This is a genomic window from Streptomyces sp. NPDC051452, from assembly GCF_044454765.1.
Classification (GTDB): Bacteria; Actinomycetota; Actinomycetes; order Streptomycetales; family Streptomycetaceae; genus Streptomyces.
The window spans coordinates 262,624-285,803 of sequence record NZ_JBITEB010000003.1 but is presented as its reverse complement, the minus strand read 5'-3'; the positions used below and the strand labels follow the sequence as shown (position 1 = coordinate 285,803).

The following is a 23,180-nucleotide window of genomic DNA, read 5'->3' as shown; positions in this document are numbered from 1 at the left end:
CCCACCCGTATCCACCCCACTCGCGGAGCCGCCTACCTGCCCATACGCTCCGAAACGTGACGACCTCCCCGATCCGGGGCCGCCCCCGGCACGCCAAGGCGCAGATACGGATGCGGCTGACGCATGCCGTGCTGGGTGCCGCGGTCGGCGCCGGGTGGCTGGTGTTGCCGGTGACCACGGTGGCCGCTCAGGCTCCGGTTCCCGGGAGCCCCGCCGGGCCCACCGCGAGCGCCGCCGCGCCGCAGCAGGACGAGACGTCGGCCGCCGACCTCGTACTGCCCCTGGCCGTGGGCGGCGCCGCGGTCGTACTGGCCGGATACGGCTATCTGCGGCGTACCCGGCGCGCCCGCTCCCGGACGACACCGGGGATCGTCTCCGCCGCCCCGCCCACACCCGCGCCGGCCGAGTCCGAACGCCAGGCACGCGCCGCCCTGGTGCTGGCCGACGACTGCGTGCGCACCAGCCGGGAGGAACTGGGCTTCGTCCGGGAGCGGTTCGGCGAGGAGGAGGCCGAGCCGTTCACGCACGCGCTGCGGGCCGCCGAGACCGAGCTGTCGGCCGCGTTCGCGATCTGGCGGCGCTACGAGGAGGGGGTGCCGGGGGAACCGGACGCGCGGCGGCAGGCGCTGGTGGGGGTGATCGGGCGGTGCGCGGAGGCGGGCCGGCGACTGGACGCCGAGGCCGCGGCCCTGGACCGGTCGCGTGGGCTGGAAGAGGGGGTGGGCGGTGCGCTGGAGGTCGCCGAGGGCCGGTTCCGGGAGCTGACGGCGCGGACGGCGACCGCCGGGAACACCCTCACGACACTGCGCGAGCGGTACCCGCCCACGGCCGCCGCACCCGTCATCGGGTACGTCGAACAGGCCAAGGACCGGCTGCTGTTCGCCACCACCCACCTCAACCGGAGCCGCCAGGCCGACGACCGCGGTGACCGGGAGCGGGCGGCGGCCCATCTGCGCGCCGCCGAGGGCGCCATCGCCCAGTCCGGCATCCTCGTGGACGCGGTGGAACGGCTCGCCTCCCGGCTGGGCGGCGCCGCCCGTCTGGTACCACCCGCGCTGACCGACGCCGAGGCGAGACTCGCGCTGGCACGCAAGGGCGAGGGGACACCGGGGGCCGGCGCGCCCGAGGTCCGGCTCGCCCACGCGGACGCCGTGCTGGCGGGCGTACGGGCCGAGTCGACCGCGGGGCCGTACGACCCGCTGGACGCCCTGCGCCGGATCACGCGCGCCCTGGCACGGCTGGGGGCGGGGCGGTCGGGGGTGCTGAACACCGCCGCGCTGCTGGTGGCCCGCGGTTCCGTCGCCGGGGCGCAGGCCTATGTGACGGTGCACCGGGGCGCGGTGGGCCCACAGGCGCGGGCCCGTCTGGCGCAGGCGGTGCGCTCGCTCGCGGCCCAGGACGCCGAGGAGGCCGACACACAGTCCGGTCAGGCGCGTGAACTGGCGGAACGGGATGTGCGGGGGCACGGCGACCCGTACGCCGGCGGCGACGGCGAGGCGGCCGGTCTGGTCGGTGCGATCCTCGGCGGGATCCTCCTGGCCGAGGACCCGGACGGCGGCCCCCCGGCGAGCTTCGGCGGCCCCCGGACCCGTGGCAGGCGCCGCTTCCCACGGACCGCCTAGCCGAGGACACCGCTTCCCTGGAACCCCTGACTCCCTCGGGCGGCGCGACGGACGAAGGGAGCATCAAAGGGTCAGAAGAGGCTCAGGAGGGCCTCGGCCGGGTCGGTGAGGCCGTTCTCCGCGCCGGGCAACGGGAGTTCGAACCACACGGTCTTGCCGCGAGGTGTCCGCCGCGAGCCCCACGCCGCGCTCAGCAGGCCGACCAGTTGCAGGCCCCGGCCCCCCTCGTCCGTGTCGCGGGCCCGCCGCCGCCGGGGCTGGACCAGCCCCGAGTCCCACACCTCGCACACCAGTGTCCGGTCCAGCAGCAGCCGGAGCCGGATCTCTCCCTCGCCGTAGCGCAGCGCGTTCGTCACCAGCTCGCTCACCAGCAGCTCGGTGGTGTCGACCAGCGGCTCCAGATCCCAGCCGAGCAGCCGGGTGCGAGCGTACTCCCGGGCCTTGCCCACGCTGCGCGGCTCGCGCGGCAGCGTCCAGTCGCCGACGGAGTCCGCGGGCAGTCCCTGGACGCGAGCCATCAGCAGGGCGATGTCGTCCTCGCCGTGATGGGTGTCGAGCGTGCTGAGGACGTGGTCGCAGACGTCCTCCAGGGGGCGGGAGGGATCCGTGAGCGCGCCCACGAAGGCCTGCAGCCCCTCGTCCAGCGGGTGGTGGCGGGACTCGACCAGTCCATCCGTGTAGAGCGCGAGCAGCGCTCCCTCGGGCAGTTCGACCTCCACCTCCTCGAACGGCTCGCCGCCGACGCCGAGCGGCATGCCGGGCGGCACGTCCAGCATCAGGGCGGCCTCGCCGGGCTCGACCAGGACCGGCGGCAGATGGCCCGCGTTGGCGAACGTGCAGCGCCTGGTCACGGAGTCGTAGACGGCGTATACGCACGTCGCCAGGTACACCTCGGAGAGGTCGGCGTCGCGGGGCTGGCGGGCCGTACGGGTGGCCTGCTGGACGCCGCCGGGGGTGCCCAGTCCGCGGGCGATCTCGTCCAACGCCGAGAGGACCTCGGCCGGTTCGAGGTCCAGCAGGGCCAGTGTGCGCACCGCCGTGCGGAGTTCGCCCATGGCGACGGCAGCGCGCAGGCCCCGGCCCATCACGTCGCCGACCACCAACGCCGTACGGTGTCCGGGCAGTTCGATGACGTCGAACCAGTCGCCGCCGACCTCGGTCGCCGCGTTGCCGGGCAGGTAGCGGCAGGCGATGTCCAGCCCGGAGGCCTCCGGGTCGCCGGGTGGGAGCAGGGACCGTTGCAGTATCAGCGCCCGCTCGTGCTCGCGGCGGTACAGGCGGGCGTTGTCGATACAGACCGCGGCGCGCGCGGCCAGCTCCACGGCGAGTTCCCGGTCGCGGTCGCCGAAGGGCTCGCTGCCCTTGGTCCGCGCGAACTGGGCGAGGCCCACGACCGTGTCGTGCGCGACCATCGGCACGGCCAGCGTGGACTGCACGAGACCGCCCTCCTCCGCGGGCACGGCCTGCGGGCGGGCGGTGCGCAACGCGTCGGCGCAGGGCGAGGTGAAGGAGAAGTGGTGGACCGCGCCGAGCGCGACCGGTTCGCCGGAGCCGCCGAAGGGCGCGTCGGAGACGGCACTGGCGAAGGCGACGCGGCGCAGTTCGGCGCTGCCGTCCGCGAGGCCGGGCGGGGCCTCGTCACCGGCCAGCAGTCCTTGGTAGAGGTCGACGGTGGCCAGGTCGCAGAAGCCGGGGACGACCACGTCGAGGAGTTCGCGGGCCGTGGTCTCCAGGTCCAGGGAGTTGCCTATGCGGGCGCCGGCCTCGTTGAGCAGGGCCAGGTTGCGGCGGGCGGCGGCGGCCTCGCGCGCGGCGGCCCGGCGGCTGGTGATGTCGGTACCGAGCCAGGCGACCCCGATGGGCCGGCCGGTGCCGCTGTGCACCCGGTAGAGGTTGACCGACCAGTGCCGGCGTTCCTCGGAGCCGGGGATGAATCCGGTGACGTGCATGTCGGTGATGGACTCGCCGGTCTCCAGCACCCGCCGCAGGGTGGCCGAAACCCGCTCGGACTCGCCCCGCGGCAGATAGTCGTGGACTTCGCGGCCCCGGTGGTCGTCCGGGGTTCCGCCGAAGACGGAGGCGAACCGTTCGTTGGCCCGACGGACCCTCAGATCCGCGTCGATCAACAGGAATCCGAAAGGCGATTGGCCGAAAATCGCCTGCGAGGCGGCCAGATCCGTCTCCATGCTGCGCAGGGTGCGGACGTCCACGACGATGCAGACGGCGGCCTTGTCGCCCTCGGCGGTCCGGGTGGGCATGACGTAGACCTCGGCGAGGCCCTCCTCGCCCCGCGCGCCGTCCGGCCCGTCCGGCATCCGGAAGGGAATCACCCCGGTCCATTCGCGTCCGTCGAGGATCTCGGCCATCTTGCGCTGGCCGCGTGCCCGCAGGTCGGGGTCGACGAAGGCTTCTATGGGGTCCATGCCGACGGCGCGGGCGGCGGGGATGCCGAACAGCTGCTCGGCGCGCAGGCTCCACTGGTCGACGAGTCCGCCGGGGCTGATGGAGAAGGAGGCGACCTTGATGTAGTCGTAGATCGAACCGGGCGGACTGCTCTGCCACATGGCGTCGCCGGGTGCCGCGGCTGAATCCGCGTCCCGCCTCCTAGCGCCGTCCGACGGGTCCTCGGACTCCGTGGCCTTCGCTGGTATCTCGCTCACGCGAACCGTCCCCTCCAGCTCACCGCGTCCGGCACCGGTCACCGGAGGCGGCTGCCCGCAGTATCCAGCACTACGGTGCCGCACGACACGGTGTTCACGATCACAGCTCGGTCCAGGTGTTTTTCGGACCGGTCCGTGACAACACTTCCACTCTTCTAACCAGGGAACACGCCCGCGAACCCCCCACCCGGGGTCCGGTCGCCGCACCGGCGCGCGTGATGGACGGTACGGGCGCGGTCGTACACCCCCCGTGCGACCGCCGCGGTGGACGCGCGCCTCACCCGGGCACGGCCAGTTCGAACCAAACGGTCTTTCCGCTCACCCCGGGGCGGGTGCCCCAGCGGCGCGAGGAACCGGCGACCAGTTGCAGTCCGCGGCCGCTCTCGTCCTCGGGCCGGGCGACGCGTTCGCGCGGCGGGTCCGGCAGCGGGTCGGAGACCTCCACCAGCAGCGCGTCATCGCTGCCGGCGGGGCGGACCAGCCGTACGCCGATGGGTCCGGTGGCATGCCGCATCGAGTTGGTCACCAGCTCGCTGACCAGCAACGCGGTCAGGTCGGCCAGGCAGTCGAGGTTCCAGCCGTGCAACTGGCCGCGTACCGCGGCCCGGGCGGTGCGTACAGCGCCCGGTTCCGCGGGAAAGGACCACTCGGCGCAGTCGCCATCGGTGTCGATCACGCCGATCACTTCCCAGGCCAGCGAGCCCACCCATGTCCGGTTTCGTGGGGTTAATGGGCACATACCCGATATCCAGCGGGCAGTACCGCGCCGAAGGTCGCACTGTGGCACGAACGGCGTACGAGCCCCTCCGCACGCCGGACACGAGCGCCGGCCATGGGGACTCGGGCGCCGGGGTGGACAGCGGCGGCGCCGGCACAGCGCCGGGGCGGGCAGCACCCACACGAGCGCCCGGCCGGATGTCAGAAGAGCGGCGAGGCCTCGATCTGCCGGACCGCCGCCACGTCCTGTTCCAGCCACGGCACGGCCCAGAGCTCGGCGGGGGTCAGCCAGCGCAGTTCGTCGTGGTCCTGGAGGGGTTCCGGGGCAGGGGAGCCGGGGAGCAGACGGGCGGTCCACACCCGCAGGACGTACGGCGCCCGCAGCGGCCACTCCCCCGCCACGCGCGCGACCGGCTCGGCGTCGATGCCGAGTTCCTCCCGCAGTTCGCGCACCAGGGCGTCCTCGGGCCGCTCGCCCGCCTCGACCTTGCCGCCGGGCAGTTCCCAGCGCCCGGCCAGTTCGGCGGGCGCGCTGCGCCGCGCGGCGAGCAGCCGACCGCCGTCGAGTAGGGCGGCACCGACCACCAGGATCCGCTCCGCCTCGGGCGTGTTGGGTGTCTCGGTCGTCTCGGGCGTCATGAGGCGGAGCCTAGTCGGGCGCGGGGCGGCTCAGTTGCGGGCGACGTCCCCGCTGTGGCCGATGCGTTCGACCCAGTAGAGCTGCTTGTGGCCCCGGCCTTCGAGACTGTCGGCCATCTTCTGGGCCTCGGCCCGGGTCGCGTACCGGCCGACGCGGTAGCGATTGCCGTTGTCGTCCTGCCGTATGACGATCCAGGGCAGGGAGACCGTGCCCTCACTCATGGGGCCCACCGACCCCGTCGCACCTTCGCGCACCGCCCCACCCTCCCCCACATCCGGCTGCGCTCGCGCGAGGGGACCCCGACCCCGTCCCGGGCCTCCGCCGCGCCCCGCCTAAGGAAACCGCAATCCGCATATGCCCGAGCGTACGCCCAACCTTCACGCACCGAATACGGCTTTTCACAAAGAGGTACGCAACCAGCCAGAACGACGGGGGCGCACGGGACCGAACGCGCCGTCGCGCGGGACCCCGTCCAGGGTCGGAGACCTGACGGCGAAAACGGACACCACCTGCGAAGACGGCCGGATCGCAGCGGCCGGTCGGGCCCCGCTCGCGGCCCGAAGACCACGGCGGCCGCCGGGTGGGCGCGCCAGGGTGTGCGCTACCTCACTCGGGGGGCGCGCGAAACCCGGCCGCCCCGCCCGGACCCGGGCCCGGGCACCCTGGGGTGTGGCGGAAGGTCACCTCACTTGACGGCCAGGTGGTACGCGACCCGGTAGCGGTCCGCGGGGATCACCACGTCGGCGGTCTCCACCGGCCGGCCGGAGGCGTAGTAGGTGCGCTGGATGACCAGGACGACATGACCGGGGACGCCACCGAGCACGCTCAGTTCCTCGGCGAGGCCGGGGCGGGCGCCGACCTCCTCGGTGACGTTGTCCACGATGACGTCGATGGCCCTCATGCGCTCGACCACGCCCATGCCGCCGAGCGGACCCTCCTCGGGCAACATCACGGGGGTGCGGCCGGTGAGGGCGAGCGGCTCCCAGGAGGTGGAGATCATCATGGGCTCGCCGCCCTCCCGGTACAGGTACCGGGTACGCATGACCCGGTCACCGGCCTGGATGGCGAGGCGCTCGGCGAGGGCGGTCCCGGCCTCGGCCTGCTCGGTGCTGGACTCCCAGGTGCCGCGCGCCGACGCGTCGGCCTGCTCCTGCCGGAACGGCGTCGCGCCTCCGGCCGGCCGGTATCCCGAGCGGGACACCCGCCGGGGCACGGGGCGTTCGCGCACGTAGGTGCCCGAGCCGGAGCGACCCTCGACCAGCCCCTCGGCCATCAGCACCTTGCGGGCCTCCAGCGCGACCGTGTCCGAGACGCCGTACTCCTCGCGGATGCGGGCCTGGGAGGGGAGCCGGGTGTGGGGCGGCAGCGAACCGTCGACGATCTTCTTGCGGAGATCACCCGCGACACGCAGGTACGCCGGTTGCTCACCGAAAGTCACTGGCCGCTCCCATCAGGTTGTACAGACAGCAACAGACTGGCAACCGTGGGTTGTGCCATGCAAGCAAAGGCCAGAGAATCACTCGATGTGATGACATGGGGGCCGGGAGCCCTTTACGCAGGCACTTTCTCTCCCGTATAGGTGCTCACCCCGGACGAGCCTCACACCTGAACGCGGGCCTGAGCTTCGCGCCTGCGTGAACGAGGGAGGGGCGGTCGTGTCCATCGCGTTGCCCCACCCATCGCCGTCCAGCGAGACCTGAGTTGTGTACACATGGGACACTCGGTACCCTTGGGGGCATGACCCAGCCGCTGCCCATAGAGTCCATCCGCGATGTGCGCGCCCATCTGGCGGAGGTCGTGGAGCGCGCGGACCGCGATGACGTGCCCACGGTGATCACGCGCCGGGGCAAGGAAGTGGCCGCCGTGGTCTCCATCGAGACACTGCGCAAGTACCAGGAGTGGGAAGAGCGCGAGATCAACCGGATCATCGACGAACGCATGGCCAACCCCGCACCCGGCATCCCGATCGAGGAGATCATGAGGGAGACGCTGGCACGCGGTGAGTGAGTACCGAACCGTCTTCCGCCCAGAGGCGCAGGCCGAGCTTCGGAAGATCCCCCGCGACATGGCCCTGCGCATCCTGGCCAAACTGACCGAGCTGGAGACCGACCCCCTCGGCTTCAACACCACTGCACTCGTGTCACAGCCGGAACGACGTCGCCTCCGCGTCGGCGACTACCGCGTCGTCTACACGATCGACAACGGCGAGCTAGTCATCTGGGTCGTGCACGTGGGACACCGGTCCACCGTCTACGAGACATGATTGCCGCTGACCCCGCGTCAGAATATCCAGCACGGTGACAGCGAAGGGGTCGGACTCGACAGAGTCCGACCCCTTCTGACCTGCATGGTTGCCGCGTCAGCGACGTGGGTTATTTCATCCGGTCACACGTTGAACCGGAACTTTCAACGAGGGCCATACTGCCCAGTGATCCCAAGGGTTCCGCCCCCTCTCAGGCCGCCAAGTCACCACCGAATCACCACCGTCCAGAGAACTGCCACTCAGGCAGCCACAGCCAAGGAAACCGGCGAACTAGGGCGAAGTGCACTCTGGATCACGTCCCGGCATCGGTCCCAAGCCTCAGGGACGATGTGACCGTACGTGTTCGCGGTGACGTTGATCGACTTGTGCCCGAGCCACCGGGAGACCTCCAAGAGGCTTACGCCGTTCGCCAGAGCCGTCGAGGCGAAGAAGTGCCTCAGTGAGTGCGGGGTGAACCGTGCCTGTCCCCGCCCGTCCACCAGGCCGGCCGCCTTGCACGCCTTCTTGAAGTGATAGCCGTAGGTCGAAGCCGTGGGCATCGTGCCCTTGCCCCGCTCACGGGGCGAGAAGAGCACTTCCAGGCCGTCTACCTCGACCGTCCCCCACCGCTCCAGGTGAGCATTGATCTCCTCGTCCAGGAAGGGGGCCGTGGGTACGTCCCGGTACTCCTCGACGGTGCGGTGCTTCAGAGGCACCAGCCGAGTCACGCAGTCCCCGCGGTTGGCCTTGGCGCTGACCTGGCGACGCAGCCGCAGGAAGCCGTCACGCTGACAGTCCATGGAGAAGCCCAAGGTCTCACTGATCCGGAGCCCGGCACCGGCCATCAACCAAACAGTGAGCCGGTACTGAGGCGAGATCGCATCTGCCAGAGCGTTCACCTCGGCCAGGGTCGGGATCTCGTCCTGGTCTACTGCGAGCGTCCCTGTCTTGAGCTGGGGCACGTCATCGCACGGATTGAACGGGATACGTCGCTCCTTCACGGCCGCCGACATCATGGAGCGCAGGACGTTCATGCGGTCGTTGACCGTGGCAGCAGCAAGGCCACCCCTCACCATCTCGGCCTGAAGCGTCTTGACATCTGCGGCAGTGAGACCGGCTATCGTCTTCCGCCCAAGGTTCGGCACCAAATGGTTCGTAATGAAGCCCTGATAGTTCCGACGAGTTGATTCGTGAACGATGTGGCGAGAAAGCCATTCCTCAGCCCAGACACGGACAGGAAGCTTCCCGCGGTCCGGGTCGACGTATACGCCCTGGTTCTTGTCACTTTCCGTCTGGGCCGCGAATATCTCGGCCTCGCGCTTTAGCTTGAACGAGCGTTCCCGCTTCCTTCCCTGCCTACCTCCGGGCTCTCGATAGGAGACAGTCCAGGAGTGACCGCATCGCGTCTTCTCACACGGGAAATCTTTGCTCTGTTTATCGGTCTTGCACTTCTGGAAGATGCTCGCCACGCGCGTTGTTCTCCTCTGCCCTAACGAACGCCCGGAGGGTGTTCCTTCGACTGAACCAACTCCTACACCACAAAGACCATGCCGCACAATGGGCTTTCACTACTGGTTCTCGTGTTGCTCCAACCAGTGCTCAACGTCCCGAACACGGAATCTCAGATGGCGGCCGACACGAACATGGGGGATGCCCCAGGCCCGGTACTGCGCATACAACGTCTTCTTAGATATTGCCAGGTACTCCGCCATCTCATTCGGACTCATGAGACGGTTAGATCCTCCAGCCGACATATTTTCTCTCCGATCTATTCGACGTGTTGCCACGTTTTACCCGTCAATGCCAGGTGCATCGCGGTCGGCGTCACTCCGAAGTCCTCGGCCAGAGCAGATGCACCCACCCCAGGATCACCAGACACATAAACGCGGCGACAGAAACGAACGATGCTCTCAGTCAGCTTGGCGTTCGGGTGATCCTCACCGCGGACACATCCATGCAGATAAAAGGCAGACATGACCTCTGGAGACACGTATTCGAGGTTCACCAGCCGGTTGTCGCCGTTGTCCTTGTTCAGGTGAAGGACAAGTTCCTCACCCTCGGGCGGCTCCCCCACAAAGGCAAGCATCACGAGACGATGCACGAGCTGGCGCACGTACTTCCCGTCTCTCCGTAGCGACACATAGCGCAGGCCGTTCTTGTGTGGCTGGTCCCGAAGCATCGTCGGCTCTGTGGCACGCCCAGGCCGGCCACGAACTTTCCAGGACCGGACGCGCCCAACAGAGCTGACGTCATACCACCCATCAAAGCCGGGAATCGGCTTCCACTCCTCCATCACAGGGCCCCCATTTCACGCTGAACGGCACGGCGCTTATGCCAGGCCGACGAGCACGGATGGCAGCGGACAGAGAGGCCGTCAGGCTGCACGATGTTCCGAGGGAAGGAACTGATCGGCTTCTCCTCACCGCAGTCCTCACATGACTTGCTTTCGGGCCGCGGGTCCGAGGGGCGACCGAATAGCTCAAGCCAGTGTTCCGGACAGTACCGAGCGGCAGAACGAGGGGCAGTAATCACCCCAGGGGAAGTGCATTCGTAAGACCAGCAAGGATTCTGCATCGTTTTCACTCCAAATGAGCGAGGGGCCCTGGTGGCTTAATCCAGGGCCCCTCTTCCATACCCGTGAGGTAGCGGGCGGTCTATTGGTTTGCGGGAATCACATTCCCCATCAAAGGTTTATCCAGTCAGCGAAGTCGAAGTTCTCCAGAGCATCCTTAGCCGACTTGGACCACTCCGAATAGGGTCGCTGAGTGATCGTCGGATGCCCCTCAGCCGTCCTGATCTCCTGCGAGACGGTGACTCGACCAAGCTCAATGTCCTCATTGAGGAAACTCTGACAGAGATCATTCCTGACCCGCACGTGGGCGGCAGGAATCAGCTCAAGAATCTGGGAACGCAGGTATTCAAGGCGAGCCCAACCGTGGAGCTGCATTGCCTTGGCATCGAACGTAGGCACCTGGGGCAGCTTCCGGTCAACCATGGTTGTGATCTGAAGCGCCTGAATCGACTCCTCGGTCAGCGTGCCGCCGCTGGTCTGCCACGCCTGCGCAGGGTGCAGGTGCGTACGGCCCTGGTTGGCCGAGCCGACAAAGGCATTCTGGGCTGTATCACTGCCTCGTGTGACCGAGAAGAGAGCAGCCTTCACTGCCTTCCCCAGCTCCGCGTCGGCGGCCCGCAGAGCAGCCTGAGCCTTGAGGTACTTCTCCTTGGCAGCGTCCGCGGCAGGAACGGCAGTCTCCGCCCACTGGGGAAGCTCAGCCGGCCAGGCATCCTCAATCGCCTTACGAGCGTCCCGGATTAGCTCGTCATGCAGCTTGAGAGTCGCCCGATACCTGGCGACCGTGGCCTCAGCGTCCCTCACCAGCTTCGAGTGATCACCCAGAGGCTTACCCGACGCAATATCAAGCTTGTCCTTCGCATGTTTCTTCACCTTGGCCTCTGTGATCACCTTAGGGGTGATCTGGACGGGGCCTTCCTCCGTCCACTGAAGAGCGTGGCAGTCCTTGTTGTCCGCCACAAAGGCATCCCGGGCGGCCTGCGCCTCGTCGTACTTCTTCAGCAGCTTCGCAAAATCACTGGAGGGCTCGAAATTGTCCCGAATGAATTCGAGTCGTTCATCAGTCAGCTTCATATCAGAGACCCTTCATAAAACCGTCAAGGAGCCCGTCCTTACGGGCCTGCATGATTTCCTGGTGGGACATGTTCCGGAGATCGGCCCGGGAGAGCTGGTTAGCGCCGGGAGCACCCTGCCGACCAAGGCCGATGTTCTGTGCGTACAGTGCGTTCTCTTGGACAGGAGAAGGAGCCTCCGCGGCTCGCTCAACCTCACGGGCCGACGCCTGCCAATACTCCTCATGGAGCTTCATCAGCCGCTCAGCGTCCTTGTCCTGTTCGAAGCCCTGCCAGTTCGTAATTGCTGCCATCAGTTGACCTCCTCACTGAGACCAAGAGCGTTGACCATGCTTTCGAAATTCTCTGCCGACGGGGTTCGGCGGCCCTGCTCGTACTTCTCGATGGTGCTCGCACTCAGCCCGGCCTCCTGGGCGAGGCGGACCTGAGACCAGCCCCGGGCTTGCCGCGCCTTTCGAAACCGATCCGGGTCATAAGTCATCGGATCCCCTCCCAGGGATGTAGGTGGTGTAGGTGTGATGGGTCACAGACAAAAAGAGAAAGCCCCCTCACCGAGGGGGCAAACTCTGACTAACTCACAGCTCAACAAAGAAGAGTTCTAAACTCTCCTTCTACTACTTATGTCGGTGTCACTGGGCCCAGGTTCGGGACAGGTAAGAGTCGTGAGGTGTGTCACAGACTCAGACACCCAAGAGAGAAGCTCAAACTCTTCTTCTAACTAGTACGTCGGTGAGGATTCCTCGGGACTACCACATCAGGCAGAGGAAGTGCGACACAGATCACAGAGACGCACAAGCCACACCTAGAAGAGAAGTTCAACTCCCTACACACTGATGTAGGTGTCAATGGCGTGGATCTGGGGTCACCCCAATGGGGATTGAGGCGGAGATCACAGAGGCCAGGGCGAGTAGGAGCCCACAGGGAAGCAGAGGCCCTGTACGGCCTTCTGTGGAGCCAGAAGCATCCTCCTGGAGCCCCTGGTGCTCTTGCGCCATCAAAGCGACTCTTAGCGGCTCTAGGAGCGACTTGTGGGCGCTCATTGAACAAAGGACACCAGGGAGACTCTGCTAGGCCCGCACAGAGCCGTATAGAGGCTCTGGCGAGGCGGGACAATCTCTAGTCGAGACATGAGGTCTCTCCACTCGACTAAGTCTCGTGTCTCCTGCCAGAGCACTAAGGCTCTGGCTAGTTCGACTTGTTCCCTCTCTCCGTTCGGTCTCTGCCTGGGCCGTGTGAGATCCCTGAAGATCGAACACAGTCAGATTGGGGGTCATCCTGACCCCCCTATTACTACTTACTTATTTTTGTATGTTTAGAAACGTATGTTTGGAGGGTTGCCCTGACCCCCCATAAGGGGGGTGGTCAGGACCCCCCACCCTGGAGCCAAGCCCTCTTGACACCAATGTGACGGATCTTGGTTCCGTCCTTCTTGCCCTTGGGAGCGGGCATCGAGCCGTTCTCCCTGACCCAGCCTTCCTTGGTGAGTCGACTCAGACGCTTCCGGAAGTTGGCCTTCTCCACGTTGGCTTCGTTGGCCAAGGTCTCATTGGAAGCCGTGCATCCGTAGCTGTTCACCCCGCAGTGCCGGGCCACCACACCAAGGACAACCTTGTCAGTAGCGTTCAGGCTCGACCGGAAGACAAGACCCATGTAGTCCCAGTTCCTGTCTGTCATGTCGACCCAGTCAAGGTCATTGATCAGGACTAGGCCGTTCCGTCCAACGGCTCCGGATTGCTGGGGAGCTGGGGCCTGGGCCTGCGTGAGGCCGGACCCGTCCTCGTTGGCCGGCTCGGGTCTCTTCCGGGCCTCCGCGGCCTCGCTGGCCTCTTCCTGGCGCCGCTTCTCCTCTTCCTCGTTGAATATCTCCCAGGCCGGCCGTCCGTCGAACGGGTCTAGGTAGGTAGCCCTCCGTGCGGGCTCAATCTCAGTTGCCATAGGTCATCTCCTCTTCGTAGACCCGCTCCAGGCGGGCATCTATCTCGTTCTGCTCAGCCAGGACTCCCAGGCCCGCCTCAAGGCCCTCCACGGCCAGCTCTGCCATGCGCCCCGCGATGAGGTCCCGGCCTTCCTCGTAGGTGGTCCCGCAGACCTTGTGCAGAAGCCAGATGGCGCACTCGGGCTTCATGCCGCCGTGCCATACGGCCTCCCCCAGGCCGCTCAGCAGTGCGACTCTCTCGGCCTTGGTCATGGTCTTACTCCTCCCCATTTGGGGCTCTCTTTTGGGCCATCCTCGGCCCTAATTTGAAGATACATGCACCGACTGACAACGCCCACTCCGTTACCTGGCCGCGATGCCTTCTAGAGCATCGTCTAGCTCCGTAGCCAGAACGCCACGGTGGATAGATTTGCTTCGCTTGATGACCCTCACGACAAACATCAAGCACTGTCGGTGTCAAAACGGATTTTGCCCCTGAGAACCGTCAAAAATGAGACCCAGATCACTCTCTAGGGCTCTTTTATCACGGCAAACGTGCAGGTCAGAGCCCTGCAAGGGCACTGCGAGGGTGCTTTTCCGTGGGTTATTCGATAAAACCCCGAATATTTGAAACCCGTACACGATGAAAGGACAGCACCCCCGGTGGGTCCTTTTCAAATGAATTCAAGCATTACCCTCAGTTGTATCATACATTTAATTCGAATTGAGTTTATTTTCTGTTATCGTTTCGAAATCTGAGCGTGATCGTCTCGGGATAGGTTTTCTTTGAATGGATGAGAGAATAGAGACGTAGGCAGACGTCAGGTGACGGGCCGATATCGGTCGACTCTCAAGGCAAAGGAAGCGGGCAAATGCGCAAGACGGTTGTGATTGAGGTCGAGAAGACGTACTGCGATGCCTGCGTGCGTAAGGGTGTGGAGGCGGAGGCCACAGAGGTTCTGACTCTGGCCACCTCTGTTGAGGACGCACAGGACCGTGCATGGGACCTTTGCCTTGAGCACAGCATCACGTTCGGCAGGTACCTCATAGACACCCTGGGCGTGGGTGATGGCACTGTGCCCCAGGCTGCTGCACCTGTGCCCGTGCCTGAGGTGGATGAGCACCAGGAGGTGACCGAGGTTGAGCCCGAGGCCGTTGCTGAGCAGCCTGCCGAGGCTGAGCCTGTGGCTGAGGTGGAGCGCAAGGGCAGTGTGGTTGTGGCTGGCCTGCCTGATGACTACGACGTGAGCGACTACCGTGCGGCCCTGACCAACCTGGGCTACAAGACCGTGCACAAGGCGCAGGGTGACACCGTGGGCATCATCGTCGGCACCAACGGGGCCAACGCCGTGGGCAAGCTCCTGGACGCCAGTGAGAAGACGCTCCCGTGCCTGAGCACGATTGAGCAGCCGGGCGCATTCAAGGCTGCCGTTCAGTCTGGTGTCCTCACGTTCCCGCACGAGGTTCCGGCACCGGCCAAGGTCTACGCCGTTCGTAGCACTGAGCCCGAGGTCGGTAGCCCGGAAGCGATCCGGGCCTGGGCCAAGGCCAACGGTGTGCCCTGTGCCTCGAAGGGCCGGATCAGTGCCCGCATCCGTGAGGCTTACAAGGCGGACATGGCGGGAAAAGCTGCGGCCTGAGGGAGTCTGAGAACGGGGCCGCGGTAGTGGCGGCCCCCGCTCCCAAGCAGGCCACTCGCAAGCACAAGCACCCAACGCCCAAGGACACGACGGTATGGCGGTCGGCCCGGGGCAGCCTCCCCACCAAGCCGAGCCGTAAGGCGTTCTCCGCAGGCTCCTGGGTGAAGTGGACCGGCACGAACGGCCGTGACTACCAGGGAATCGTGTCGACCGACAGGGCCACGCTCCATCAGGTCACTGGTGAGGTGGCGACGGGCAGCCGATCGGCCCGGGTGAAGGCAGTCATCATTCCGGCCGATGGCTCAGAGATTCTGCCCCTGGCACTGCCCAACTCGAACCATCACAGGGCCGAGGCCAAGCAGGCCGGCCGATGGGTCCAAGTTCAGCGAATGGATATGGAGGACGCAGCGTGAGCACGCAGGTCGAGCTGTACGGGCCGGTTGGGGAGGCCGTGAGGACGGTGGCACCCAAGGTGGAGACTGATCCGGTCGGCATCTACATGGCGACGCTCAGCCTGTGGTCTGCTGCCATCAGTGGCACGGTCACGGTGGAGGGCCGTGCACCCCTGGTGTGGTCCGCCCTGGTGGCCAAGACGGGCCGCGGTAAGGGCACCGCCCTCCGGGCAGCCAAGCACATAGCTGGGCCCGGCATCGGTCGGTTCCTGGACACTCACACTGCCTCTGGCCTCACCTCGGGGGCCTCCCTGGTGAACGCTCTCTATGAGGCTCAGGAGAACTCTTCCGAGACTGAGCACGGCACTGACGTGCGCCTCTTTGTGGAAGAGGAGGAATGGCAGGAGACGCTTCGGCGCGTGAAGCGTGACCCGTCTTTCACGGGCAAGCTTCGGTTGGCCTGGGACGGTTCCGTGCTGCGGAACACGACCAAGGAAGGGCCTCAGGAAGTGCGTGACCCGCGAATGGTCATGCACACGCACTGCACCCCGTCTGACTGGAACAAGTACGTCAGTGCTGATGAGGCCGCGGGCGGCTCGTACAACCGCATCCTGCCTGTGATCCTGGGCAGTGCACACCTGATCCGGAAGCGGTCGGCCCTGCCTCACGTCGACCCGTTCTCTGAGGCGTACGCCTGGGCCACGGTCAAGCCTCGCGTGATGGTCATGGACGCGTGGGCCGAGGACCTCTATTACGTGATCCGTCGTTACGCGTCCATTCTCAGTGAGTCCCTGCCTGAGGTTGAGGCTGCGATGATCCAGCGCACGGCAGAGCAAACCCTCAGAGTTGCGGCCTGCCTCGCGGCAGCCGACATGACCGAGGTGATCACCGAAGACATCCTCTTGGCTGCGTTTTCTTTGGTGCGTCGTTCCGTCCGTGACGTCCTGGTGCTCACCCGCGGGCAGGCGACTGCCGCCAAGGCCCCCGTGAGGACGCTTGAGGAGAAGGTTCGGGAGCGCATTGCCAGCCTCGGAGGTAAGGCGTCCTCCAGTGATCTGCTGCCGTTCCTGCGAGTGTCCAAGGCTGCTGTGGAAGCTATCCCGGGCATCGTGATGAGCCAGGCCCGCAACGGGAAGCAGGGCCGCCCGGTCACGTTCTACTCATTTAGGGAAAAGCAGGAGCCGGCCGAACCTACGGCCGAGCGTCCCAAGGCGGTAGCGGCTGCCACCAGGCCCACGCCGAAGCAGGTCACGGTTCGTATCCCTGCCCACGAGACGACGAACGTCGTTCGCCGCCAGGCCGCGCCTGTGGCCGTTGAGACTGACAATCCGTTCGCTGCCCTGGTCTAACGCTCGGATGTAAGGCCCCCGCTACGCGTCAGCATCGCTGATGCCGACTGGCGGGGGCTTTCCTCGTTTTCAATGCCCGTGCGGCCCCCTACTCGTTCCGCACCACCAGGGCGAAGGACGTGCAGAGACGCCGGAAGCCACCGTGTCCCGTCCGGCCGGTATGGCTCATGCACTCGACATCCACGGCGGCCCCGTCCGTTGACGGAGTGGCCTGCCAGCGACACTCGTATGCCAGACACTCAGCCTCGAAGGTCACGTCAGTGTCCGGGTGCTGGGTGATCCGGTGCTCGACGTAGCGCAGGACGGAACGGGCCATCACTCGGCCGCGTGTTCTTCCTTGAGGTGCGTCCGCAGGCTCACGTTCGCATCAGACGCCTTCGAGTAGTCCCCGACCGATCGGGCATTGGTTCGAGCCAACGCGATGCTGAGACATTCTCGGCACCCTGCCACGGGATCAGGGTCCCGGACCGGGACCGCCAGGTGCACCGGTTCGCCCTGCGTTGTCTGGGTCACGCTCATTCCGTAATGACCTCCCCGCGGCTTCCTGTCCTGCTCTATGCATGATCTCGTGAAACACGCCAACCTCACCGCTTTATGCGTGCATTGGACTGAAGATCATGAACGGCAGGCGTTCGACCATTCGGAGAACTTCCCTCGGGCTTCCTCTCCGAAGAGGGCTAGTTCCTCGTAGGCCGCGAACTCTTCGAGGTAGGCCCGTACGTCTCTAGGGTCCCTGAACACCATTGCACCGGTGGACAGTTCTGCCGTGGCCAGCCGTTCGTCATAGATGGTGAAGGTGTTCAACGGATTACCCGGCATTCGCATGTCCAGCGGGATAACCCCGAGGCGAACATTCGGCAGATGGGTAAGTGATGCGAGCCGGTCAATCTGTATGGCCATGGCGTCCGGAGGCAGGAACGGGGACCATGCCGCCTGTTCGGTGAGAATGAAGGTGAATCTCTTCGACCGGTCGTAGAGGACTTCTTGTCGTTCCAGCTTCTTTGCTATGGCCCGGCTGTGGTCGCCGGGCACATGGGCGAGACTGGCTCTGATGTATTCCGGGGTGGCTAGCAGGCCGGTAATCATGGAGAGCAGGAAGAAGCGAAACTCTGTCGAGGAGGCTTCGAGGCCGGCCAGCTCAAATTGCTTTGTGTGCAGTCCCTTACGGCGGAGTGACCGTGAATCCTGCCATTCGGTATTTGCAATCCGGGTGAGCGCAGTCACTTCTGCCACGAGTGCCGGCTCAGCATCCAAGGCCCGCAGGATCTGTTCAACGTCCACCAGGGACGGCCGTACCTTGCCGTTCTCGATACGGCTCACCTTGGACTGAGACATGTTGCAACGCGCCGCAAGCCGGACCCCTGAGAGTCCGGCCCGCTTGCGTAGATCTCGGAGCATCGAGGCCAGCTCTTGCCCGGAGCGGCCTAGTTGCTCGGGCTCGAACGTCAATCCTTCACGTACTCCAGGAACGGCACCGACTCAGCAAGTGCGATGCTCTGGTATTCCACGAACGGCGTTGGATCGCCCTCGTACAGCTCTCGGCCTATCTGTGTTCCGTCTGCCTCGTAGTGCATGAGAACGACCCGTGTTTTGTCGAACATCCAGAAGTCTTGGATGCCTTCCAAGGGGTTCTCTCGGTCTGTGATGTCGAGGATGCGGATTTCTTCTCCTGCGAGTACGTGTGGTGCGTAGTAGCGGGAGAACTCGAATTGCAGATACTCAGAGAGAGGTCGACGCACGATGTGAACGCGCCCCTTGTGCTTCCCCTCTCCGCGGAGCCTCTTCAGGTCTTCCGCGTACGGAGACGTATAAGTCTCAGGGTCGATCCGTTTACCGGCTCGAAAGGCTTCTATCTCGTCGGCCTCTTGGGGGACGAGATACTGAGGCAGTGTCTCAAGTCTCCAGGCTTCCGCCTGAAAGGCCCTGAGAGTCTTTTGCCACTCCTCACCATCCAAGAGCACGAATAGCCTCCCGAAGAACACTCTCAGGGATTTCCACCAGGCCCTCACCCTCAGGTGGGGTGAACGCTTCTGAGACATCGCCCTGGACGACGAGAGTCCCCCTTTTGGTGAGATAGACGTTCGGGCAGTCGTTCTCGCCGCACTCCCCATTGCCGTTACCGGTGAGACGGGTCAGCTCCTCGCGTGCCATACGAACCCCCTGAGTGGTTGCCCCGGTTGGGCCGTCGCGTACGACGGTACGAGGCCCACGCGGGGCCGTCTATGCACTCTGGCGACTATGCGCGTGTTCGCATAAACGGGGCCGTACGTAGGCCTCACAGGGCCTCTGAGGGGCGTCAGGCGAGCCGGGACGCGTCGAGGGAAGGGGTGCTGCCTTCACAGGCCCCCCTCTACTCGTTCACGGATCAACCACTTATGATCAGCGACCACAACGAACCATGTGGGGGTTACATCTACATGCAAACGCTCATCCAGCGATACGGCAAGAAGCGGGTATGGACAGTCATCGGCTGCGCTTGGGCCGTGATCATCCTCGTCGGAGTCGTCAAGGCCACCACCGGCGACGACAGCGGTAGCGGCATCGACCGCTCGTCTGCCGCGTTCAAGGCTGGTCAGACCGACGCGGGTAAGTGGTCGTTCGTCTACGAGGACGCGGACACCGCGCTCAACGACTGCGAAGCGGGCGTGGCGCACGACGGTGTGCTCGGTCAACTGGACGAGAAGACCATCTACTACAGCGATCAGCAGTTGGTTGAGTGGTCGGCTGGCTGCGTCGATGGTCTGCGGAACTTCGGGATGTACATCCCCAAGCAGCCCTGGGAGTAGTGATGACCGGCGAGTTAGGACGGACAAGCTCCATCACGCAGAGATGCCCCCGACCAGAAGGCCGGGGGCAATCTATTTCCGTCTTTCAGATCGAGGCGCATCCCCTACCCCAGCTTTAGCCTGTCAGGCAGTGGCGAACAGGGCGTCAGCCGTGTGCTGTTCGGCGGGCTTGTGGCGGTAGTAGGTGGCAGGAGAGATCCCCAGGAACTCGCAGACACGGGCCACAGTCGGCTTCTCACCGCTGTCCCTGGCCAGCCTCTCGCGGGCCTCCTCGATGTCCTGGCCCGTGACCCTGGTGCCCCCGCGCTTCCTCGGGGACATGTCCAGCTCGATGCTGTCGAGAGTCACCGCGGCTTCCTCAACAGCCGTGCCGGCCTCCACTTCCAGACGCTTGGTCACATCGAGAACAGCCACGGTGCGAGAGAGCAGAGCCCTCCCCTCGTGCTCGATCAAGGCCATGAGCAGATGAGAGTTGGCCTCTCTCAGCTCGTCTATCTCCTCGGAAGCCGAGACGGCCTGAGAGGGCGTCTCAGCCATGTGGATCAGGTGGCCGATGACGAGAGGCGGGATACAGGAGACAGCCACAGTGAGAAGCGCCGAGCCTTCCATATACGTCTGCTCGATCAGGTGAGAGATCGACTGAGCCGACATGGCCAGCAGGAGAGCCATCAGGGCCCCGATGAGAGCCGTTGCCTGCCCCGGAAGCTTGGCCTTCCTCCGGTACGTAGCGATGGCGCCTGCTGAGAGCGCGTAGACGCTCAGGCACACCGGCATGGCAGGGGCGTACCTGGCCGACCATCCCGCCGTCTTGGCGAGAGCCACCTCTCCGGGGATGGAGAGGTACAGCGCGGCGAGGCAGGCCGCGGGGAGAGCCACCCGAAGAACGGCCTTGATGTACCAAGGCATGGCTGAAGTAGGCATGGGAGTCCTCTCAATCGAGGGAAGTCGAAGGGGGTCTCGGCTCAGAGGGCGGGCTGAAGCTCCACGCCGAGGTGATCGGCGGCACGGGTCATCTCGGCCCGGCAGTCAGAGCAGATGTCGCCAGAGGTGCCGTTCCTGACCGGCCGCTGGCACGCGTTGCACTCGACCCGCACAGGGGCCGCAGGACGAGGTTCCGGAACCGCAGCAGAGGGCGTGCGTTCCGGGGTGAAGTTCTTCAGCCGCCACGCGATCAGGCCGGCCGCCGACTCGACCTCCTTGGGAGTCGCCTCAGTGAGGCACTTCAGGATCTCGTTACGGGAGTAGTCCTCACGCAGCCACGGCACCATGCTCGGAACCAGGCGGGAGATCTCCCTGTCGGTGAGGAACAGACGCTCGGGCAGCCGCTCAAGGATGCTGCGGGCCTCACGGGTCATCTGTTGGGTGATCTTGGCGAGGAAGGCACTCTCCCCCTCCCGCCCCTTCTCGGAGTTCCCAGACGGCTCCTGGGCCGCTTCCTCGGCAGGCTCCTGGGTTGGGGTGGTGTCTTTCTTGCTCTCTGTCTTTATCCCATTCGGGATAGCCGCCGACGTACGGGCCTTCGGGGCACCGACCGTCGGGAACCGGTCAGTCGGGCTGACCTGGCCTTCCGGAGTGTCCGTGACGGTGGTGATGGTGACCCATCGGCCCGTCTCGGGGTCCTGGAGCTTGGCCCTGTGGACGTAACCGGCCTCGATCAGCTCGGCCATGGCCTTCTGAACGGAACGGCGTCCGTTGGGAACGAGCTGGGCAATCCTCTCGACCGTTGCCCCCGAACCATCGGGGAGGGAGAGGAGACGAACGAGGAGGCCCACGGCCTCAAGGGAGAGGTTCCCGTGTCTCGCTATGGCGTTCGGGACCTGCACGTACTGACGCGCCAAACGCGTACGATGAATCCGCATCTGAAGCTGAACCCTTCAGGTGTGTGGTAGTGCCCGGTTGCAGCCGGGCCTGCTGTTGCCCCTCAGGGATTCCCGTCCCTGGGGGGTCTTTGTTTTGCGCGGTGAACTTACAGCACGTTATGACAAACGTCCAACATCGTGACTCTCCGTGACAATGCTCGGGAGCCTCGAAGGCGGCCTCGGCACCACAGAGGGCACCGCATCGACGCCTGAACCGCCTCCAAGAGAAAGCCCAGGTCAAAGCGATGCAGCCTCCGTCCTGGAGTCACCACCAAGTCACCACGGGAACGCGTAACAGCGGGTTTCAACGGGGATGAACGAGTAGAGGCCAGATCCGAAGATCCGGCCTCTGACCTGCGCTTATGCCCCTTGACCAGCCCTCTCAGCGATCAAGGGAAATCGCCCTACACATTGAAGCGGAACTCCACCACGTCCCCGTCCTGCATGACGTAGTCCTTGCCCTCCATGCGGGCCTTGCCCTTGGCGCGGGCCTCGGTTACCGAGCCGGTTTCGATCAGGTCCGGGAAGGAGATGACCTCGGCCTTGATGAAGCCCTTCTGGAAGTCGGTGTGGATCACACCGGCCGCCTCGGGGGCCGTGGCGCCCTTCTTGATGGTCCAGGCGCGGGATTCCTTGGGGCCGGCCGTCAGGTAGGTCTGCAGGCCAAGGGTGTCGAAGCCGACACGGGCCAGCGTGGCCAGACCGGGCTCGTGCTGGCCGACGGACTCCAGCAGTTCCAGGGCCTCCTCCTCGTCCAGCTCGGCGAGGTCCGCCTCCAGCTTGGCGTTGAGGAAGATCGCCTCGGCGGGGGCGACCAGGGCGCGCTGCTCGTTCTTGAATTCCTCGTCCGTCAGCTCGTCCTCGTCCACGTTGAAGACGTAGAGGAAGGGCTTGCTGGTGAGCAGGTGCAGATCGTGCAGCAGCTCGTCGCGCTCGGTGCCCTGGGCGATACCGTGCGCGAAGAGCGTGTCGCCCTTCTCCAGGATCTCCTTGGCCTCCTCGACCGCCTTGACCTTGGGTGCGACGTCCTTCTTGATCCGGGACTCCTTCTGGAGCCGCGGCAGGACCTTCTCGATGGTCTGGAGGTCGGCGAGGATCAGCTCGGTGTTGATCGTCTCGATGTCGTCCTTCGGCGAGACCTTGCCGTCGACGTGGACGACGTTCTCGTCCTTGAAAGCGCGGATGACCTGGCAGATCGCGTCGGACTCACGGATGTTCGCGAGGAACTTGTTGCCCAGGCCCTCGCCCTCGGAGGCGCCCCGCACGATGCCCGCGATGTCCACGAAGTCGACCGTGGCCGGAAGGATGCGCTCGGAGGAGAAGATCGAGGCCAGCTGGGCCAGCCGGCCGTCGGGCACGCCGACCACGCCGACGTTCGGCTCGATCGTGGCGAACGGGTAGTTGGCCGCCAGCACGTCGTTCTTGGTCAGGGCGTTGAACAGGGTCGACTTGCCGACATTCGGCAGGCCGACGATTCCGATCGTGAGCGACACGTTGCGACTTCCCGTAGATGAGAGGGCCAGGGGCTGCCAGGGGGCCAGAGACACTGGCCGATCCACCAGTCTACGGCGTCCCGGGTGAGGGGCTCGCGGAAGCGTCACAGGCTCGGTCAAGCTCCGCGCACCGGCGTGTCTGACGGGTGATTCCCCACATAAACAGACCTAAGTTGGTCCAGTGGAGCAACACAGGTCGCGACCCCCGAACGATGGAAGG

At 65.5% G+C, this 23,180-nt stretch carries 26 protein-coding genes and 1 pseudogene; 6 read left to right on the top strand and 21 right to left on the bottom strand.

The features are described from left to right. Positions 1 to 56: 56 nt before the first annotated feature. The gene (locus ACIBA9_RS10705; RefSeq protein ID WP_399361666.1) at positions 57 to 1,622 is read left to right on the top strand and encodes a hypothetical protein; all 1,566 of its coding nucleotides are present in this window, start codon (positions 57 to 59) and stop codon (positions 1,620 to 1,622) included. A 71-nt stretch (positions 1,623 to 1,693) separates the two neighbouring features. Here ACIBA9_RS10705 and ACIBA9_RS10700 read toward each other — a convergent pair whose 3' ends face one another. The 5 genes from ACIBA9_RS10700 to ACIBA9_RS10680 all read right to left on the bottom strand — a co-directional run bounded on the left by ACIBA9_RS10700 (position 1,694) and on the right by ACIBA9_RS10680 (position 7,077). Further along, positions 1,694 to 4,282, bottom strand: a complete 2,589-nt coding sequence (locus ACIBA9_RS10700; protein WP_399361664.1) for a SpoIIE family protein phosphatase — start codon at positions 4,280 to 4,282, stop codon at positions 1,694 to 1,696. A gap of 277 nt (positions 4,283 to 4,559) precedes the next feature. Beyond that, on the bottom strand, positions 4,560 to 4,988 hold the full coding sequence (locus ACIBA9_RS10695; RefSeq protein ID WP_399361662.1) for an ATP-binding protein: 429 nt from the start codon (positions 4,986 to 4,988) through the stop codon (positions 4,560 to 4,562). A 212-nt stretch (positions 4,989 to 5,200) separates the two neighbouring features. Beyond that, on the bottom strand, positions 5,201 to 5,638 hold the full coding sequence (locus ACIBA9_RS10690; protein ID WP_399361660.1) for a (deoxy)nucleoside triphosphate pyrophosphohydrolase: 438 nt from the start codon (positions 5,636 to 5,638) through the stop codon (positions 5,201 to 5,203). 30 nt (positions 5,639 to 5,668) lie between these two features. Further along, a complete protein-coding gene (locus ACIBA9_RS10685; protein ID WP_399361658.1) occupies positions 5,669 to 5,860 on the bottom strand; it encodes an SPOR domain-containing protein in 192 nt (63 codons plus the stop codon). A 464-nt stretch (positions 5,861 to 6,324) separates the two neighbouring features. Continuing rightward, a complete protein-coding gene (locus tag ACIBA9_RS10680; RefSeq protein ID WP_362154234.1) occupies positions 6,325 to 7,077 on the bottom strand; it encodes a GntR family transcriptional regulator in 753 nt (250 codons plus the stop codon). Between the two features lie 299 nt (positions 7,078 to 7,376). Here ACIBA9_RS10680 and ACIBA9_RS10675 point away from each other — a divergent pair, with 299 nt between their 5' ends. Continuing rightward, complete coding sequence (locus ACIBA9_RS10675; protein WP_399361655.1) at positions 7,377 to 7,646, top strand: type II toxin-antitoxin system Phd/YefM family antitoxin; 270 nt, start codon at positions 7,377 to 7,379, stop codon at positions 7,644 to 7,646. After that, a complete protein-coding gene (locus tag ACIBA9_RS10670) occupies positions 7,639 to 7,902 on the top strand; it encodes a type II toxin-antitoxin system RelE/ParE family toxin (RefSeq protein WP_099130288.1) in 264 nt (87 codons plus the stop codon). Before ACIBA9_RS10675 ends, ACIBA9_RS10670 begins: the two co-directional genes overlap by 8 nt. Before the next feature lie 239 nt (positions 7,903 to 8,141). Here the strand turns inward: ACIBA9_RS10670 and ACIBA9_RS10665 are convergent, their stop codons facing one another. The 9 genes and pseudogenes from ACIBA9_RS10665 to ACIBA9_RS10625 form a co-directional block, all read right to left on the bottom strand. After that, positions 8,142 to 9,350, bottom strand: a complete 1,209-nt coding sequence (locus ACIBA9_RS10665; protein ID WP_399361653.1) for a tyrosine-type recombinase/integrase — start codon at positions 9,348 to 9,350, stop codon at positions 8,142 to 8,144. Between the two features lie 99 nt (positions 9,351 to 9,449). Continuing rightward, positions 9,450 to 9,608, bottom strand: a complete 159-nt coding sequence (locus ACIBA9_RS10660) for a helix-turn-helix domain-containing protein (protein ID WP_399361651.1) — start codon at positions 9,606 to 9,608, stop codon at positions 9,450 to 9,452. Positions 9,609 to 9,649: 41 nt separating this feature from the next. Then, positions 9,650 to 9,994, bottom strand: coding sequence for an HNH endonuclease (locus ACIBA9_RS10655; protein ID WP_399362102.1), 345 nt, complete (start codon positions 9,992 to 9,994; stop codon positions 9,650 to 9,652). 27 nt (positions 9,995 to 10,021) lie between these two features. Next, positions 10,022 to 10,174: pseudogene (locus ACIBA9_RS10650) on the bottom strand (NUMOD4 domain-containing protein); the annotation flags it as partial. A gap of 390 nt (positions 10,175 to 10,564) precedes the next feature. Next, entirely contained in the window at positions 10,565 to 11,527 is a 963-nt protein-coding gene (locus ACIBA9_RS10645; protein ID WP_399361649.1) for a hypothetical protein, read from the bottom strand. A gap of 1 nt (position 11,528) precedes the next feature. After that, a complete protein-coding gene (locus ACIBA9_RS10640; RefSeq protein ID WP_399361647.1) occupies positions 11,529 to 11,819 on the bottom strand; it encodes a hypothetical protein in 291 nt (96 codons plus the stop codon). Further along, positions 11,819 to 12,007 (bottom strand): helix-turn-helix domain-containing protein, encoded by a 189-nt coding sequence (locus ACIBA9_RS10635; RefSeq protein ID WP_399361645.1) that lies wholly within the window; start codon positions 12,005 to 12,007, stop codon positions 11,819 to 11,821. The genes ACIBA9_RS10640 and ACIBA9_RS10635 overlap by 1 nt, the downstream gene beginning before the upstream one ends. 881 nt (positions 12,008 to 12,888) lie before the next feature. Further along, a complete protein-coding gene (locus ACIBA9_RS10630) occupies positions 12,889 to 13,461 on the bottom strand; it encodes a hypothetical protein (protein WP_399361643.1) in 573 nt (190 codons plus the stop codon). Beyond that, on the bottom strand, positions 13,451 to 13,732 hold the full coding sequence (locus ACIBA9_RS10625; protein ID WP_399361641.1) for a hypothetical protein: 282 nt from the start codon (positions 13,730 to 13,732) through the stop codon (positions 13,451 to 13,453). Before ACIBA9_RS10625 ends, ACIBA9_RS10630 begins: the two co-directional genes overlap by 11 nt. A 581-nt stretch (positions 13,733 to 14,313) precedes the next feature. Between ACIBA9_RS10625 and ACIBA9_RS10620 the strand changes: the two genes are divergently transcribed. Together ACIBA9_RS10620 and ACIBA9_RS10615 are read left to right on the top strand one after the other, a co-directional pair. Then, on the top strand, positions 14,314 to 15,081 hold the full coding sequence (locus tag ACIBA9_RS10620; protein WP_399361639.1) for a histone-like nucleoid-structuring protein Lsr2: 768 nt from the start codon (positions 14,314 to 14,316) through the stop codon (positions 15,079 to 15,081). A gap of 409 nt (positions 15,082 to 15,490) precedes the next feature. Beyond that, positions 15,491 to 16,822: a hypothetical protein gene (locus ACIBA9_RS10615; RefSeq protein ID WP_399361637.1), complete on the top strand. Its 1,332-nt coding sequence runs from the start codon at positions 15,491 to 15,493 to the stop codon at positions 16,820 to 16,822. 88 nt (positions 16,823 to 16,910) lie between these two features. On the opposite strand, the gene ACIBA9_RS10610 is transcribed toward ACIBA9_RS10615, so the two are convergent. The 4 genes from ACIBA9_RS10610 to ACIBA9_RS10595 all read right to left on the bottom strand — a co-directional run bounded on the left by ACIBA9_RS10610 (position 16,911) and on the right by ACIBA9_RS10595 (position 18,973). After that, positions 16,911 to 17,138: a hypothetical protein gene (locus tag ACIBA9_RS10610; RefSeq protein ID WP_399361635.1), complete on the bottom strand. Its 228-nt coding sequence runs from the start codon at positions 17,136 to 17,138 to the stop codon at positions 16,911 to 16,913. 299 nt (positions 17,139 to 17,437) lie between these two features. After that, on the bottom strand, positions 17,438 to 18,271 hold the full coding sequence (locus tag ACIBA9_RS10605; RefSeq protein WP_399361633.1) for a helix-turn-helix domain-containing protein: 834 nt from the start codon (positions 18,269 to 18,271) through the stop codon (positions 17,438 to 17,440). Continuing rightward, positions 18,268 to 18,783, bottom strand: coding sequence for a DUF6879 family protein (locus ACIBA9_RS10600; RefSeq protein ID WP_399361631.1), 516 nt, complete (start codon positions 18,781 to 18,783; stop codon positions 18,268 to 18,270). Before ACIBA9_RS10600 ends, ACIBA9_RS10605 begins: the two co-directional genes overlap by 4 nt. Beyond that, positions 18,767 to 18,973, bottom strand: coding sequence for a hypothetical protein (locus tag ACIBA9_RS10595; protein ID WP_365579609.1), 207 nt, complete (start codon positions 18,971 to 18,973; stop codon positions 18,767 to 18,769). Before ACIBA9_RS10595 ends, ACIBA9_RS10600 begins: the two co-directional genes overlap by 17 nt. Positions 18,974 to 19,197: 224 nt before the next feature. On the opposite strand from ACIBA9_RS10595, the gene ACIBA9_RS10590 reads away from it, so the two are divergent. Beyond that, a complete protein-coding gene (locus ACIBA9_RS10590; protein WP_399361628.1) occupies positions 19,198 to 19,608 on the top strand; it encodes a hypothetical protein in 411 nt (136 codons plus the stop codon). Between the two features lie 123 nt (positions 19,609 to 19,731). Here the strand turns inward: ACIBA9_RS10590 and ACIBA9_RS10585 are convergent, their stop codons facing one another. The 3 genes from ACIBA9_RS10585 to ychF form a co-directional block, all read right to left on the bottom strand. After that, entirely contained in the window at positions 19,732 to 20,514 is a 783-nt protein-coding gene (locus ACIBA9_RS10585; protein WP_399361626.1) for a hypothetical protein, read from the bottom strand. A gap of 56 nt (positions 20,515 to 20,570) precedes the next feature. Beyond that, a complete protein-coding gene (locus ACIBA9_RS10580) occupies positions 20,571 to 21,446 on the bottom strand; it encodes a helix-turn-helix domain-containing protein (protein WP_399361624.1) in 876 nt (291 codons plus the stop codon). Positions 21,447 to 21,871: 425 nt separating this feature from the next. Further along, on the bottom strand, positions 21,872 to 22,960 hold the full coding sequence (gene ychF, locus ACIBA9_RS10575; protein ID WP_362154237.1) for a redox-regulated ATPase YchF: 1,089 nt from the start codon (positions 22,958 to 22,960) through the stop codon (positions 21,872 to 21,874). Positions 22,961 to 23,180: the final 220 nt, after the last annotated feature.

Bases quoted from the DNA above. Each gene is read 5' to 3' on its own strand.
- ACIBA9_RS10645 (WP_399361649.1), bottom strand. From the start codon at position 11,527: ATGAAGCTGACTGATGAACGACTCGAATTCATTCGGGACAATTTCGAG.
- ACIBA9_RS10685 (WP_399361658.1), bottom strand. From the start codon at position 5,860: ATGAGTGAGGGCACGGTCTCCCTGCCCTGGATCGTCATACGGCAGGAC.
- ACIBA9_RS10595 (WP_365579609.1), bottom strand. From the start codon at position 18,973: ATGGCACGCGAGGAGCTGACCCGTCTCACCGGTAACGGCAATGGGGAG.
- ACIBA9_RS10620 (WP_399361639.1), top strand. From the start codon at position 14,314: ATGCGCAAGACGGTTGTGATTGAGGTCGAGAAGACGTACTGCGATGCC.
- ACIBA9_RS10585 (WP_399361626.1), bottom strand. From the start codon at position 20,514: ATGCCTTGGTACATCAAGGCCGTTCTTCGGGTGGCTCTCCCCGCGGCC.
- ACIBA9_RS10640 (WP_399361647.1), bottom strand. From the start codon at position 11,819: ATGGCAGCAATTACGAACTGGCAGGGCTTCGAACAGGACAAGGACGCT.
- ACIBA9_RS10610 (WP_399361635.1), bottom strand. From the start codon at position 17,138: ATGGCCCGTTCCGTCCTGCGCTACGTCGAGCACCGGATCACCCAGCAC.
- ACIBA9_RS10690 (WP_399361660.1), bottom strand. From the start codon at position 5,638: ATGACGCCCGAGACGACCGAGACACCCAACACGCCCGAGGCGGAGCGG.
- ACIBA9_RS10630 (WP_399361643.1), bottom strand. From the start codon at position 13,461: ATGGCAACTGAGATTGAGCCCGCACGGAGGGCTACCTACCTAGACCCG.
- ACIBA9_RS10635 (WP_399361645.1), bottom strand. From the start codon at position 12,007: ATGACTTATGACCCGGATCGGTTTCGAAAGGCGCGGCAAGCCCGGGGC.
- ACIBA9_RS10675 (WP_399361655.1), top strand. From the start codon at position 7,377: ATGACCCAGCCGCTGCCCATAGAGTCCATCCGCGATGTGCGCGCCCAT.
- ACIBA9_RS10590 (WP_399361628.1), top strand. From the start codon at position 19,198: ATGATCAGCGACCACAACGAACCATGTGGGGGTTACATCTACATGCAA.
- ACIBA9_RS10660 (WP_399361651.1), bottom strand. From the start codon at position 9,608: ATGAGTCCGAATGAGATGGCGGAGTACCTGGCAATATCTAAGAAGACG.
- ACIBA9_RS10625 (WP_399361641.1), bottom strand. From the start codon at position 13,732: ATGGGGAGGAGTAAGACCATGACCAAGGCCGAGAGAGTCGCACTGCTG.